The sequence below is a fragment of the Qaidamihabitans albus genome, from assembly GCF_016464705.1.
Taxonomy (GTDB): Bacteria; Actinomycetota; Actinomycetes; order Mycobacteriales; family Pseudonocardiaceae; genus Qaidamihabitans; species Qaidamihabitans albus.
Map to the genome: position 1 here is coordinate 101522 of NZ_JAEHOB010000018.1, position 13311 is coordinate 114832.

The 13311-nt window shown below is 69.2% G+C and carries 11 protein-coding genes and 1 pseudogene; 4 read left to right on the forward strand and 8 right to left on the reverse strand.

Translation table 11 applies throughout. The features are described from left to right. Positions 1 to 51 precede the first annotated feature (51 nt). Both JAP66_RS27150 and JAP66_RS27155 read right to left on the reverse strand, forming a co-directional pair. A complete protein-coding gene (locus tag JAP66_RS27150; protein ID WP_199434689.1) occupies positions 52 to 1608 on the reverse strand; it encodes a PQQ-dependent sugar dehydrogenase in 1557 nt (518 codons plus the stop codon). A gap of 78 nt (positions 1609 to 1686) precedes the next feature. Beyond that, entirely contained in the window at positions 1687 to 3372 is a 1686-nt protein-coding gene (locus JAP66_RS27155; RefSeq protein WP_307849737.1) for a glycoside hydrolase family 6 protein, read from the reverse strand. Positions 3373 to 3734: 362 nt separating this feature from the next. On the opposite strand from JAP66_RS27155, the gene JAP66_RS27160 reads away from it, so the two are divergent. Then, complete coding sequence (locus tag JAP66_RS27160) at positions 3735 to 4070, forward strand: hypothetical protein (RefSeq protein ID WP_199434691.1); 336 nt, start codon at positions 3735 to 3737, stop codon at positions 4068 to 4070. 25 nt (positions 4071 to 4095) lie between these two features. On the opposite strand, the pseudogene JAP66_RS27165 reads toward JAP66_RS27160, so the two are convergent. Next, positions 4096 to 4389: pseudogene (locus tag JAP66_RS27165) on the reverse strand (TetR/AcrR family transcriptional regulator); the annotation flags it as partial. A gap of 5 nt (positions 4390 to 4394) precedes the next feature. Between JAP66_RS27165 and JAP66_RS33345 the strand changes: the two are divergent. The 3 genes from JAP66_RS33345 (at position 4395) to JAP66_RS27175 (ending at position 6417) form a co-directional block, all read left to right on the forward strand. Further along, the gene (locus JAP66_RS33345; RefSeq protein ID WP_372449014.1) at positions 4395 to 4565 is read left to right on the forward strand and encodes a BBE domain-containing protein; all 171 of its coding nucleotides are present in this window, start codon (positions 4395 to 4397) and stop codon (positions 4563 to 4565) included. Positions 4566 to 4733: 168 nt separating this feature from the next. Next, positions 4734 to 4931 (forward strand): hypothetical protein, encoded by a 198-nt coding sequence (locus JAP66_RS27170; protein WP_199434693.1) that lies wholly within the window; start codon positions 4734 to 4736, stop codon positions 4929 to 4931. A 4-nt stretch (positions 4932 to 4935) separates the two neighbouring features. Beyond that, positions 4936 to 6417, forward strand: coding sequence for a sodium:solute symporter family protein (locus JAP66_RS27175; RefSeq protein WP_199434694.1), 1482 nt, complete (start codon positions 4936 to 4938; stop codon positions 6415 to 6417). Positions 6418 to 6449: 32 nt separating this feature from the next. Here the strand turns inward: JAP66_RS27175 and JAP66_RS27180 are convergent, their stop codons facing one another. From JAP66_RS27180 to JAP66_RS27200, 5 genes are read right to left on the reverse strand one after another with little or no spacing between them, the layout of a single operon-like run. Next, positions 6450 to 7115, reverse strand: a complete 666-nt coding sequence (locus tag JAP66_RS27180) for a GntR family transcriptional regulator (protein WP_235999559.1) — start codon at positions 7113 to 7115, stop codon at positions 6450 to 6452. Positions 7116 to 7165: 50 nt separating this feature from the next. Further along, positions 7166 to 9502, reverse strand: coding sequence for a xanthine dehydrogenase family protein molybdopterin-binding subunit (locus JAP66_RS27185; protein WP_199434695.1), 2337 nt, complete (start codon positions 9500 to 9502; stop codon positions 7166 to 7168). Continuing rightward, positions 9495 to 9992, reverse strand: a complete 498-nt coding sequence (locus tag JAP66_RS27190) for a (2Fe-2S)-binding protein (protein WP_199434696.1) — start codon at positions 9990 to 9992, stop codon at positions 9495 to 9497. The genes JAP66_RS27185 and JAP66_RS27190 overlap by 8 nt, the downstream gene beginning before the upstream one ends. Beyond that, positions 9989 to 12385, reverse strand: a complete 2397-nt coding sequence (locus JAP66_RS27195; protein WP_199434697.1) for a xanthine dehydrogenase family protein molybdopterin-binding subunit — start codon at positions 12383 to 12385, stop codon at positions 9989 to 9991. The genes JAP66_RS27190 and JAP66_RS27195 overlap by 4 nt, the downstream gene beginning before the upstream one ends. Beyond that, a complete protein-coding gene (locus tag JAP66_RS27200) occupies positions 12382 to 13272 on the reverse strand; it encodes an FAD binding domain-containing protein (RefSeq protein ID WP_199434698.1) in 891 nt (296 codons plus the stop codon). Before JAP66_RS27200 ends, JAP66_RS27195 begins: the two co-directional genes overlap by 4 nt. Positions 13273 to 13311: the final 39 nt, after the last annotated feature.

Below are 13311 nucleotides of genomic sequence, written 5' to 3' on the forward strand. Positions count from 1 at the left end.
CGCGTGGTGGGTCCGAGGTCCGACGAGGACAATGGGAGCGCTCCCGGGTTGCTAGCCCATCGAGCTCGCCAGGTTCACGCACGGAGCGCCGTTCAGGGTGAACGCGGTCGGTGCCGTGTTCGGCCCGTCCCGCGTGGCCTGGAATCCGAAGGAGACCGTCCCGGTGATCGGGAGGTCACGGTTCCATTCGACGCCCTTGGCCGAGACCGTCGCATCGTGCTGAGCGGCCCTGGTGTTCCACGCTCCGGCGATCCGCTGGCCCGCCGGGAAGTCCCATTCCAGCTCCCATTCCTCGACCGCGGTGGCCCCGGTATTGCGCACCGTCACCGAGGCGGTGAACCCGGTGCCCCATTCGCTGTCCACCTCGTACCGGACACTGCAGTCGCGCTGTGGTTCGGCCGCCTCGAACGAGACTCGGTGGAGCCGGCCGGGCAGGTCGTTGACGACGTACAGCTCGCCGGCCTCGTCCGCGCCGAAAGCGGTGACCTGCACCGGGAAGGTGCCGATCACGGCACTGTCGTACGAACCGTCACCCGAGGGCCGCACGCCCCACACGGTCGCGGAGCAGTAGTCGGCGGCGACGTAGGTACCGCCCGCCAGCGCGGCGTACCGTTCGCCGCGGTAGACCTGTCCGCCGATGACCGAACAGCCCTCCGTACTGGGGTAGGAGAAGACGGGGGAAACGTACTCGGCGTCGGACCGGCACTGGCCCTCGTCGAACTCGGCGGGACCTTCCCGGCAGGACCAACCGAAGTTGTGCCCGCCGGTCCCGGCCGGCACATGGTTGACCTCCTCGAACGAACCCTGGCCGACGTCGCCGATCCACAGTGAACCGTCGGCGGCGTCGAAGGAGTACTTCCACGGGTTGCGCAGGCCGAAGCTCCATATCTCCTCGCGCGCGCCGGGCGTCCGGGTGAACGGGTTGTCCTCCGGGACACAGTAGGCCCGGTCACCGCACCGCGCGCTGACATCCAGCCGGATGATCTTGCCGAGCAGGGTGCCGAGGTCCTGGCCGCTGTCGAACGGGTCACCGGAGTGGCCGCCGTCGCCGATGGCCAGGTAGAGGTGGCCGTCCGGGCCGAAGGTGACGTGCCCGCCGTTGTGGTTGTTGTACTCGCTGTGTGGCTGGCTGAGCAGTACCTGCTCGGACCCGGCCGCGTCACCTGCGGGGTCGAGCGTGAAGCGGGAGAGCGTCACGGCTCCGTCGGGAAGGCTCGTGTAGGCGGCGTAGAGCTGGTGATCGGCCGCGAAACCGGGCGAGGCGGCGATGCCGAGCAGGCCGCGCTCGTTGCCGGAGGTGTCGACCCGGTCGCTGAGGTCCAGCAACGGCTGCGTGGCGAGCCCGGTATCGGGATGGTACTGCCGGACGGTGCCCGGCTTCTCGGCGATGAACAGGCGTCCGCTGCCGTCGTCGGGGGTGGCGATGGCGGTCGGGCGTTGCAGCCCGGAGGCGACCGCCGTGGTGGTGATCTCCAGCTGTTCCGGTGGGACCGTGGCCTCGGCCCGCGCCGTCGAGGTGGTGGCCGCCGAGCTGGGTGAGATCAGTTGTCCGGCAACGGCGAGGCCGACCCCCACCGACAGCAGTGCCGTTCGAACTTGTCGCAACATGGGAACTCCCTGTCAAAGCAGGACGGGAGTGGGCGCACCCGGTGGCGCTCCCACTCCCGTCTTCGCCTACTCGCCGGATCAGTCGCAGGTGGACGCGTTCAGGGTGAAGCCGGAGGGCGTGGTGTGCGCACCGGTGAGAGTGCCCTGGAAGCCGAAGCTCACCGAGCCGCCCGCGGGGATACCTCCGTTCCATCCGCTGCCGGTCGCGGTCACCTGGTCGCCCTGCTGACTCACGGTGGCGTTCCACGAACTGGTGACCTGCTGGCCGTTGGGGTTGGTGAAGCGCAGCGTCCAGCTGGACAGGTTCGAGCCGCTGGTGTTGCGCACCGTCACCTGGGCGACGTAGCCGTTGTTCCACTGGCTCTGCACGCCGTAGTCCACGGAGCATTCAGCTGCGGGGTCACCCGGGTCACCCGGGTCACCGGGACCACCGGAGTCACTGCCGATGGGCGGGTGGGCGTTCTGCAGAAGCTGCTGGAACTGCGCGGAGAACCAGTGGCCGGAGACCGGCGCGTTCGGCAGGGCACCGCTCATGTTGTTCCCGTTACGCGGATTGCCACCGTAGGTCGGGTCGCACATCCGGTCGAAGCCCTTGCCCTCGTCGTTCGGAATCTCCTCGCTGGAGCCGTCCGACTCGCCGGGCGGCTTCATCCAGACGTAGGCGTCGATTCCGGACGCCGGGTTCGCCTGCGGCCGCTCGCCAAGGCCGGCACCCTCCTGGTTGCACCAGTTGCCCGTCTGGATCCGGCGGTCGATCCGCCCGCCGTCGACGTAGGCGTCCGCGCTCGTGGTCGGTCCCGGCCCGTCCGGCCGGTTCGGACCGCCCCAGCCGTTACGCGAGGTGTCGATCAGCATCCCGATGTCGGGCTGGAAGCCCTCCTCCACCGCCTGCTGCCGGAACGCCTGCGCGAACGACAGCTCGTCCACGTAGCTGTTCCAGTCGATCCAGCTCGAGTTCTCCCGAACCGGCTGCCCGTTGACCACGTCGTCGACATCGAAGTGCGGCTCGACGAGAGCGCTGTAGTTCGCCGTGTTGGCGATGAAGCCGTGCACGTCCGACGGCTGCGCGCCGTTGGCATTGGCGGCTTCGAACATGATCTCGGCGCTGGCCTCGAAGTTGTCCTCCCACCCGATCCAGCCGTGGTGACCGGCGTCGACGTAGTTGTACACGTTCGGGATCGCGCCCAGCTGCGCGAGCGCGTATCCGACACCGTTGACGTAGTTGCCGTTGGCCAGCATCTCGTCGCAGTTCTCGGTCGCGGTCTCCCTGCTGCCCACGTTGGTGATCAGGTTGGGCAGCGAGTCGATCTCGATCGTGGTCACGATCCGCAGCTCGGCATAGGCCGGCTCGGACAGGATCTCCGCGATCGGGTCGATGTACTCGGACTCGTACCGGCCGAGCTCGTCAGGGCCCAGCTCGCCGTTGGAGGCCAACGCCGCGCAGTCCCGGCCCGGCAGGTTGTAGATGACGACCTGAACCAGGTCGGCGTTCTGTGCCAGGGCCTCGTCGAGGTGGTCCCGGAGACCGAAGCTTCCGGTCGTCGGGCTGTCGTTACCGTGGATCGCACTGATCCGGTCCAGCCAGACACCGGTCGGCTCGTCGGCGACCGCGTCACCTCCCGGCTCAGCGGCCGCGTTCGCCGCCCAGATCGGGTTCACGTAGACCTCGGCGCCCTCGTACGGGTTGTCGACCCGCTCGGCGGCCGTCGCCGGCGCACCCCCGGCGACGAGGAGACCGGTGGCCGCCAGCATCGCCGCGGACACCCCTGCGAGATAGCGATGCGGCTGACGCGAGCTGCGTCTCCGCGTTCGAGAACCTGTCTTCATTCCGGCTCCTTACTGTTCCGCTCGACAACGGTGTCGGAGAAGAGTTACTCCCTGGCGAGTCTGGGAGCGCTCCCATGCAGGACCGTACCAAGCAATTGTCATTCTGCAAAGTGCGCTCAAGTTGACCGAAAAGGACTCCTACCGGGAGTCTCACGCCGGAGTTTCGGCGCACATTGCCCGCCGGATCGCCAAGGTCAGCATCCGGTTCGGCATTTCGCGCGGCCGCCTTCCTTCGGCACCGCTTCAGGTCACGCCGGTCCGGCCGCCCGGCGCGCTCCGGCTTCTGCCGCACGATAATTGTGTACGCCACCGTACGATCCGGCACGGGCAACGAGATCGAACAGCCGAACCAGACCACCGAGCAGGCAAGCGGCCTGAAGCGAACACGTCGCGGTTACGGCGCCACGCTCGGCTGTGGCTCCGCGGCGAACGGCAATCGCGAACGAGCCGGTCCGTCTCTGGACAGTCGCATGCCGTGTTCCTCCGGCTACCGGCGGTTTGGAGCGCTCCCAGAATGCGCGTGCGTGCGAGTCATGTCAATCGGGCAACCGGATAACCTCTTCACGCACCGCCGCTCGGGCAGTTATCTCGACGAGGTCGCGACGACACTGGTCAAGGGCTTCGCCGGGGTGTGATTCCACCGGCTACCACGCTGTGCGCCTACGGCCCCGCCCCCGGCGAGGCAGGGCCGAGGAGGATGGTTCGGAGGGTGTCCGCGAGGTAGCGGGTGAGTTCGTCGTCAGCCATCGCCGCCAGCGGGCCGGCCCGAAGAACGTGGCGCGTGAAGGTGACCCCGATCAGGTGGGCGGCAAGCAGCTCGACCCGGTTCTCGAGATCGGGCACGTCCAGCACACTCCGATAGGCGTCGAGGCTGCGACCGCGCATCGCTGTGAACAGCCGCTTGGCCGTGTCCTCGTCGGAGGCGGCGCTGCGGATCAACGCGACGAAGGCGCCCCCATCTGGACGGCCTCTACCTCAGTTTCGAGACGAGAACCGGGGAACAGCAGCTTCAGGACGCCCTTCCGGGATCCACCCTTGACCGGCTGCGCACCCTGAAGTCCGTCTACGATCCCGAGCAGGTCTTCCACAGCAGCTTCCCGATCGCTCCGTCCGCACCGGACTCCTCCTGAGCCGTGCCCAATGGTCCGGCTCCTTCGTCGGCCCCTCCATGCTCCGGTGAGAGGTCCTGCCACCGGGTAGCCGAAACTTCGGTGTCGCGGCTATTGACTGCGACGAAGATCTCGGGTGTGATTGATGAAATTTGGTATACAACTTGCCTCCTGGAAGGGGCAGTACCCATGGAGAAGCCCATGGAGAACCGGCGGGCGCGATGGCTGCTGACGTTGGTACTGGTACTCATACTGGCGAGCTTCGCTGTTCCGTACACGCTCCTCAGCGACGTGGACGCGTGGTACGGCAGCATGCTCTTCTGGATCCTGTCCACGGCAGTCGTGATCGCGATCAACGCAATCGTCAGCTCCACATGGGAGGACTGAGATCGTGGACGCATCGATTATCTGGTGGGGCATCGCGATCTATGTCGTCTTCGCGGGCATAACGGCCTACCTGTCGCGGCGCGGTGGCCAGAAGAGCATGTCGGGTTACTTCCTCGGCAGCCGCAACATGGGTGGCCTGGTGTCCGCGATGAGCTACAGCGCGACCACCTACAGCGCCTTCATGCTGATCGGCCTTGCCGGGCTGGCGTACCAGGGCGGAGTCGGCGCGCTCGGCTTCGAACTGATCTACCTGTGCGGCGTGACACTCGTGGTCGTCTTCGGTCCCCGATTCTGGTTGGCGGGCAAGAAGTTCGGCTACATCACGCCGTCCGAGCTCCTCGGCGGGCGGTACGGCAGCAGGTCCGTCGCCGTCGTGACCGCGGTGGCGAGCTGCCTCTTCCTCATTCCCTATGCGGCGGTCCAGCTGGCCGGGGTCGGCTACCTTCTGCAGGGCATGACCGACGGCGCGGTCTCGTTCACGTCCGGCACGATCCTGGCAACGGTGCTGGCCATCGTGTTCTCCCTGGTCGCCGGCCTGCGGTCGGTCGCATGGACCGACTCGCTGCAGGCGATCGTCATGGTGATCACCGCGAGCGCGGTCGTGCTGATCGTGATCGACCGGCTGGGCGGCTTCGCCTCCTTCTTCGGCACCCTCCAACGTGATCATCCCGGGATGCTGAGCGTGCCCGGCAACGGATTCTTCAGCTTCAGCACGTTCCTCGGGCTGACACTGCCGTGGATCTTCTTCAGCATCTCGAACCCGCAGGTGAGCCAACGTCTCTTCACCCCTCGCTCGATGGTCGACCTGCGCAGGATGTTGCTGGGTTTCATGGTTTTCGGCTTCATCTACACGCTCGTCGCCATCACGTGGGGCTTCGCCGCGGCGATCCGCTTCCCCGGCCTGGAGACCGGGGACCTGGCGACGCCGATGTTGCTGTCGTCCGGCCTCGTGCCGACCGCTCTTGGCCTGCTGGTGATGATCGGCATCATCGCCGCGGCGGTGTCGACGATCGACTCGATCCTGTTGACGTTGTCGTCGCTCATCACCCGCGACGTGTACGCCGTCGCGAAGAAGGACGCCGGTGAGAAGAGCCAGCTGGCGCTGGGCAAGCTGGTGATCCCGGTGATCGCGATCCTGGCGTACATGTTCGCCCAGCTCCAGCTCGACCTGATCGCGATCCTGTCGGTCTCGGCATCGGCGGGCTTGCTCGTCATGGTGCCGGCCATCGTCGGCACGTTCTTCTGGCGGCGGGGCACCGCGGCCGGTGCCCTCAGCAGCGTGATCGCCGGCGGATCCCTTGTGGTCTACCTGGAGTCCACGTCGACGACGTGGCTCGGGCAGGGCACGGGTGTGTGGGCGCTGCTGGTGTCACTGACCCTGTTCGTCGGCGTCAGCCTGCTCACGACCGCCCCCACGGAGAAGGCCGAACAGTTCGTGAGCCTCGCCAGGCAGCACGCGAAGAAGGGCCACATCCCCACCTCGTGAGTGCGCACGCGAGTTCTAAATCGCGTGCGCACTCACGAGCCGACGCCGTGCGCGATCTCCGACTCCAGGTGGGTGGTGCCCAGGATGTGCTTCTCGGTGATCGCGGCCGCCTGCTCGGTGTCCCCTGCCGCGAGCGCGTCCACCAGCTCGTCGTGCTGTCGCACGGACTCGCGGTGGCTACGGGTCACCAGCGGCCCCGCGGGCATCGCCTGCCACAGCAGGCGCATCATCGACAGCAGCATCGGCGACGCCGCGGACTCGTAGATCGTGAAGTGGAACTCCCGGTTGAGCTCGGCGTAGCGCTCGTCGCCTTCCGGCACGGTCCTCATCTCGTCGTTGAGCCGGCGCAACACCTTCAGCTGCTCCTCACTGATCGCACGCGCCGCGAGCCGCGCGCCGAGCGATTCGAGGGCGGCCCGGATCTGTGCGTTGTCCTCCACGACGCCGCTGCGGGACTCCCGGACGGTGGCGCCCCGATGCGGATCGTTGACGACCAGGCCCTCGGACTCCAGCCGGCGCAGGGCCTCCCGCACCGGCGTCTGGCTCACGCCGAAGCGTGCCGCCAGATCCCGCTGACGAAGGGGCTCCGCGGGTGCGATCTCTCCGCTGATGATGAGCTCACGCAACATGGCGCAGACGATGTCGCTCTTCGAGGAGTACTGCATGCCGGAGATTCCGCCGACGGCACTGGAGCGCAAGGCCTGGTCTCCTCTCACGACTGGCGAGAGCGCATCTCCCGTGGGCGATGTCATGATATACCATCCGTGCGGAGCCGATCCCGTACCGTGGCGGGCCGCGCCATGGCGGCGACCAGGGTCTCGGGGTCGAGCGGGAGCCCGGTCATCGCCGGAAGTCCGATCGCATCGCTCACCGCGCTCGCCAGCGCCGCCCCCGCACCGGTCAGCCCTCCCTCACCCGCTCCCCGCGCACCGAGTGGGTTCGTGGCCGCGGGCGCGTCCTCGCACAGCACCACGTCGACGGGCGGGATCTCGGACGCGGTCGGCATCAGGTAGTCCATGAACGTGGTCGACTGGGGCTGCCCTGACTCGTCGTAGCGGAACTCCTCGAACAGGGCACCGCCGACCCCCTGCGCGACACCTCCGCGCAACTGACCTTCCACCAGTGCCGGGTTGACGGCCCGGCCCACCTCGTAGGCGACGAGGTAACGCAGCACCGTCACACCGCCGCTGCCGGGGTCGACCTCGACCAGGCACACGTGCGCCCCGTAGGGGTAGGTCATGTGGTCGACGCTGAAGCGGTGGCGGGCCGACAGCCCTGCGGGCTCGCCCGCCCCCAGCCACGGGCTTCCCGGCTGCGCCGCCCGCCAGACCTCGGCGAGGCTGCGGGAGTTCGTGGCAGCGCCGCGGATGCGGACCTCGCCGTCGGCTATCTCGACGTCCTCCGGCGGCGCCTCGAGCAGCTGCGCCCCGAGCTCGCGGACGCGCTCGGCGACGGCCCGGCCCGCACCGAGCACCGCGCTGCCCGCGACCACCGTCGACCGGCTCGCCCACGAGCCCGTGCCGTAGGGCTGCAGCATGGTGTCACCGTTGACGACGTCGACCAGGTCGACCGAGACCGTGAACTGGTCGGCCACGACCTGTGCCAGCACGGTCTCGATGCCCTGCCCCAGCGAGGTGCCACCGGAATGGACGCGGATCCGGCCCGTGCTGGTGATCTCGACGTCCGCGGTGTCGTGCGGGCCGAGTCCGCTCTTCTCCAGGAACATCGACACGCCCTGGCCGAGCACCCGGCCCTCGGCCCGGCCTCTGGCGAGCAGATCGCGCCAGCCGAGCTCGTCCACTCTGGACAGTGCGCGATCGAGCAGTCCCACGTAGTCACCGGAGTCCAGGACCACGTCGGTGCCAAGGGTGTGCATCGCGCGGGTGAGCGGCAGCTCCTCGCGCGCCAGCAGGTTCCGGCGCCGCAGCTCGACCCGGTCCATGCCCAGCTCGGCGGCGACGAGATCGAGCAGCTGCTCCCTGGCCATGGTGCCCTCGAACCTGCCGGGTGCGCGGTAGGTGCCGCACGGTGTCTTGTTGGTCAACGCCACCCGCACCCGCCCGGCATAGGCGGGGACCCGGTACGGACCGGGCAACATGGCCAGTGTCAGTTCGGGGACGATGACGCCGTGGGTGCGCACGTAGGCACCGTTGTCGTGGCGCACGTCGTCCCGCAGCCCGAGGATCGTGCCCTCGTCGTCCACCGCGACCTCGATGCGATGCCGCTGCTCGCGCGAGTGGTTGACCGCCACCAGGTGCTCGGCACGATCCTCGACCCACGACACCGGGCGCCGCAGCCGGCGGGCCAGCCACGGGATCAGGAAGTCCTCGGGGTAGAACTCGCCGCGGACGCCGAACCCGCCGCCCGCGTCGACCGCGTGCATCCGGATGGTGGCCTCGTCCACGCCGAGAAGCCCGGCGAGGACCTGGCGGTTGAAGGCCGGGACCTTGGTCGAGCCGAAGATCTCCAGGCAGCCCGTGGCGTGCGTGTAGCCGACGGTCAGCGCGCGCGGCTCCATCGGCACGGCCGAGTGCCGCTGCACCGCGACGTCCATCCCGATCACGTGGGCTGCGCCTTCGAAGGCGGAGTCCACGTCCCCGTAGCCGAGGCCGAAGTCCGCGACGATGTCATCGCCCTGCGCGCGGCCGGCGTCGAGCAGCACTTCCAGCTCATCGATCTCGATCTCCACCAGCTCGGCGGCGTCCTCGGCCACGTACGGGTCCTCTGCCACCACCACGGCGAGCGGCTCCCCCACGTAACGCACCGTGCGGGCGGCGAGCACCGGTTGCAGGCGCTCGCCGAGGTCGGTTCCCGCGACCTCGAGCCGCACCGGAATGTGCGGGTCACCGGGCAGGTCCTCGGCCGTGACCACGTCGACGACCCCGGGCAGCTCGCGCGCCGCCGCCGCATCGACGCGGAGCACGGTGCCGTGCGCGATCGGAGAGCGCACCATCCTGGCGTGCACAATGCGCGGGAACTGCACGTCGGCCCCGAACCGCGCGTCGCCGGCCAGGAGCCGGTGGTCCTCCTTGCGCGGCACCCGCCTGCCGACCTGCGCGGCACCTGGCCCCGGAGTGTCAGTCATGTGCCGTCTTCGCCTCTCCACGGCGCTCGGCGGCGACCTCGGTGACGGCCTCGACGATGCCCTGGTAACCCGTGCAGCGGCACAGGTTGGCCGAGACCACTTCGCGCACCTCGTCGGGGTCGGCCTCGGGGCCGGTGGACAGGTAGGCCTCGGCCAGCATCAGGAACCCCGGCGTGCAGAACCCGCACTGCAGGCCGTGGTGCCTGCTGAACGCCTGCTGCAGGTCGTTGAGCTCGTCGCCGCGGGCAAGGCCCTCGACGGTACGGACCTCGTGCCCGTCCGCCTGCACCCCGAAGACCAGGCAGGCACGGACCGGTTCACCGTCGAGCAGGACGGTGCACGCGCCGCAGATACCGTGCTCGCAGCCCAGGTGCGTGCCGGTGAGGCCGAGATCCTGGCGCAGCGTGTCCGCGAGCGTGCGGCGTGACTCGAGCACCAGTTCGTGCTCGCTGCCGTTGACGTTCAGGGTGACCAGGTGCTGGTCCTTCATGCGGTCTCCTCTTGCCGGACGGCGTCGGCCGCATCGCCGCGCCGCAGTGCTCGCACGACGTCGGCTGGACGAACCGGGATGTGGTCGATCTCCGCGTCGTATTCCCTGAGGGCGTCGTTCACCGCGGCCAGTACGGCGGCCGGAGCGCCGATGGTGCCTCCCTCACCCATGCCCTTGGCACCGGTCTCGGTCAGGTCGCACGGCGTTTCGATGTGGTGAACGGTCACCGGCGGGATCTCGCTCGCGGTCGGCACGAGGTAGTCCATGAACGTGCCGGCCAGCGGCTGCCCCTCGGGCGAGTAAATCAGCTCCTCGTACAGCGCGGCGGCGATGCCCTGAGCGACCCCACCGCGAACCTGGCCGTCGACCACCGTCGGGTTGACGACGACCCCGCAGTCCTCGACCACCAGGTAGTCGAGGACTCGCGTGCCACCGGTGCCCCGGTCCACCTCGACGAGTGCGGCGTGCGTGGCGTTGGAGAACATTCCCGGCGGGTCGGTCACACCGCGCGCCTCCAGCAGCCGGTCCTCGTGCTGGGTGAGCGTGTGCGAACGGAAGTGCACGGTCGCCGCGATCTCGTCGATGGGCAGCCCGGCGTCGCGCACTCCGCGTACCCGCGCGTGCCCGTCGGCCAGCTCGATGTCGCCGGGACCGGCTTCGAGCAGCTCTGCCGCGACGACCTTGAGCTGATCGGCGAGCCTGCGCGACGCGACCGCCGCGGAGCCACCGCCGATCACCAGTGACCGGCTCCCCCAGGTGCCCCAACCGAAGCTGGTCAGGTCGGTGTCGCCCTGCCGCAGCTTGACGCGCTCCGGGTGGACTCCGAGCCGGTCGGCGACGATCTGCGCGAAGGTCGTCTCGTGCCCCTGGCCGTGGCCGCAGGTGCCGCTGGTGACCACGACGTCCCCGGAGGGATCCATCCGGACGTGCGACACATCGAAGCCCGGCGTCATCTGCATCCTGCGCAGGCCCATCGTCGCCGTGCCGTACGCCGTGCGTTCGGAGAAGTTGACGATCCCGATACCCCGCAGCGGGCCGTCGCCGGCGTCGCGACGCTCCCACCAGCCCGCGTGCCGCACCTCCGCCGCGCAGCGGTCAAGAGCCTCCACATAGGACCCGAGCTCGTAGGTGATCCCGTTGGGTCCGGTGTAGGGGAATTCGTGCCTGCCGATGGTGTTGCGGCGCCGGATCTCGACCCGGCCAATGCCCAGCCTCCTGGCCGCCTTGTCCAGCAACCGTTCCATCACCAGCACGACCTGCGGCCGGGAGACACCCCGGTAGGGAGCGGTCGGTGGCTTGTTCGTGGCGAAACCGCGGGCACGGGCGGCGTACCGGCCCACCTTGTAGACGCCGGGCAGCTCGGTCGCCGCCATCAGCGGTTCGACACCACAGCTGAACGGGTACGCCGAGTAGGCGCCGATGTTGCAGACGATGTCGGCGTCGACTCCGACGAACCTGCCGTCGGAGTCGAAACCCGCCCGTATGCGGTACTCCTGCTCGTGGCCGTGGAACGCGGCGGTGAGGTTCTCCTGCCGGTCCTCACTCCAGCGCACCGGCACGCGCAGCATGGCCGCGATCGCGGCGGCGACCACCTCTTCCCGGCCGACGACGCACTTGAGCCCGAAACCACCGCCGACGTCGGGAGCGATGACCCGCACCTGCCGTTCCGCGATACCGAGCGCGCTCGCGACGCCCGTCCGCACCTGGTGCGGGACCTGCGTCGAGACTTGCAGGACGAGCTGCTCGTCGCGGGCCTGCCATTCGGCGAGACACCCGCGGGCCTCGATCGGGGCCGCGGCGACCCGGCCACTGCGAAAGGTCTCCTCCAGGACCAGCGGCGCACCGGCGAGCGCGTCACCGAGCAGCTCGTCGGTGAACATCTGCAGGTCCACGAGGACCCCGTCCGGGGCCTCGGCATGCACCGACGTCGCGGCTCCGGCCAGGTCGGCCAGTGAAAGGACGGGGTCGGTCTCCGCTATCTCGCACCAGACGTGCTCGGCCGCGTCCTCCGCGATGTACCGCGTCTCGGCCACGACGGCGACGATCGGCTCACCGACGTAGCGCACCCGGTCGTGCGCCAGCAACGGCATGGCCGTCGGCACGAACTCGGCACGTTCGAGCACCGCGGTCAGCGCCGGATGCCCCAGGTCCTCGGAGGTGATCACGGCGAGGACCCCCGGTACGGACCTCGCGTCCGCAGTGCCGATCTCGGTGATCCGCCCGGCCGCGACCGGGCTCCGGACGAACGCGACATGGCAGGCGTGTGGATGCGGCACGTCGTCGACGAACCTGGCGGCGCCGCGCAGCATCCGCGGATCCTCCCGGCGAGGAAGCCTGGTGCCGACCCAGCTCTTCGCGTCACCCGCGTTCGCTCGCGGTGTACCCGCACTCATGCGACGCCCCTCACCGGTCCCGCATCGGTGCCCGTCTCGTACGCCTCGCGGAAGGCACGCCTGGTCAGAGTGCCGACCAGGTGCCGTCGATAGTCGTGGTCACCGTCCGCCTCGGCCCCCGGCTCGACCGAGGCCGCGGCGATCCGGGCGGCCTCGGCCCAGGTCGACTCGGCCGGCTCGGCTCCCTGCACATGCGCCTCCGCCTCGGGAACGCGCAGCGGCCGTCCGGCCACCCCGCCGAGCACGATCGTGACGTCCTGACAACGGTCGTCGACGACGTCGAAGGCGACCCCCGCGGCCGCGATGGCGAAATCACCCCTGCGCCGCGCGTACTCCAGCAGGGCCGCGCAGCGGCGCGGCCGCCGGAAACGCGTCTCGATCACCATCTCGCCGGGGAGAGCCGCGGTGGTCAGGAACCCGGTGAACCACTCCTCGCTCGGCACGGTGCGCGTGCCGTGCTCCCCGAGAACGACGATCTCCGCATCGTGCAGGCGCGCGAGCAGGCACCATTCCGCGGTGGGGTCCGAATGGGCGATGCTGCCGCCGACGGTCCCGCGCGACCGGATCGGGTAGTGACCGATCCACCGCGCGGCACGCGGCAGCACGGCGAAGCCGTCGCGGACCTCCGCTCCCCTGCTGATCTCGACGGAGCGGTGGCGCGTCAGGGCACCGACCCGCAGTTCGTCGCCCTCCCGCCGGATGTAGTCGAGGCCGGATACGGGGTTGATGTCGATCAGAGCCGCCGGGTGCGCCAACCGGAAGTTCATCATCGGCACGAGGGACTGCCCGCCGGCAAGGATCTTCGCGTCCTCACCGAGTTCGCGCAGCAACTCGACGACCTCCTGCGGGGTGTAGGCCCGGTGGTACTCGAACGGCGCTGGTTTCACACTCGGCTCCCCTTCCCGGTCGCTTGATATACCATATCC

Excerpts from the sequence above, each read along its gene's own strand:
- JAP66_RS27150 (WP_199434689.1), bottom strand. The coding sequence starts at position 1,608 with ATGTTGCGACAAGTTCGAACGGCACTGCTGTCGGTGGGGGTCGGCCTC.
- JAP66_RS27170 (WP_199434693.1), top strand. The coding sequence starts at position 4,734 with ATGGAGAAGCCCATGGAGAACCGGCGGGCGCGATGGCTGCTGACGTTG.
- JAP66_RS27185 (WP_199434695.1), bottom strand. The coding sequence starts at position 9,502 with ATGACTGACACTCCGGGGCCAGGTGCCGCGCAGGTCGGCAGGCGGGTG.
- JAP66_RS27190 (WP_199434696.1), bottom strand. The coding sequence starts at position 9,992 with ATGAAGGACCAGCACCTGGTCACCCTGAACGTCAACGGCAGCGAGCAC.
- JAP66_RS27195 (WP_199434697.1), bottom strand. The coding sequence starts at position 12,385 with ATGAGTGCGGGTACACCGCGAGCGAACGCGGGTGACGCGAAGAGCTGG.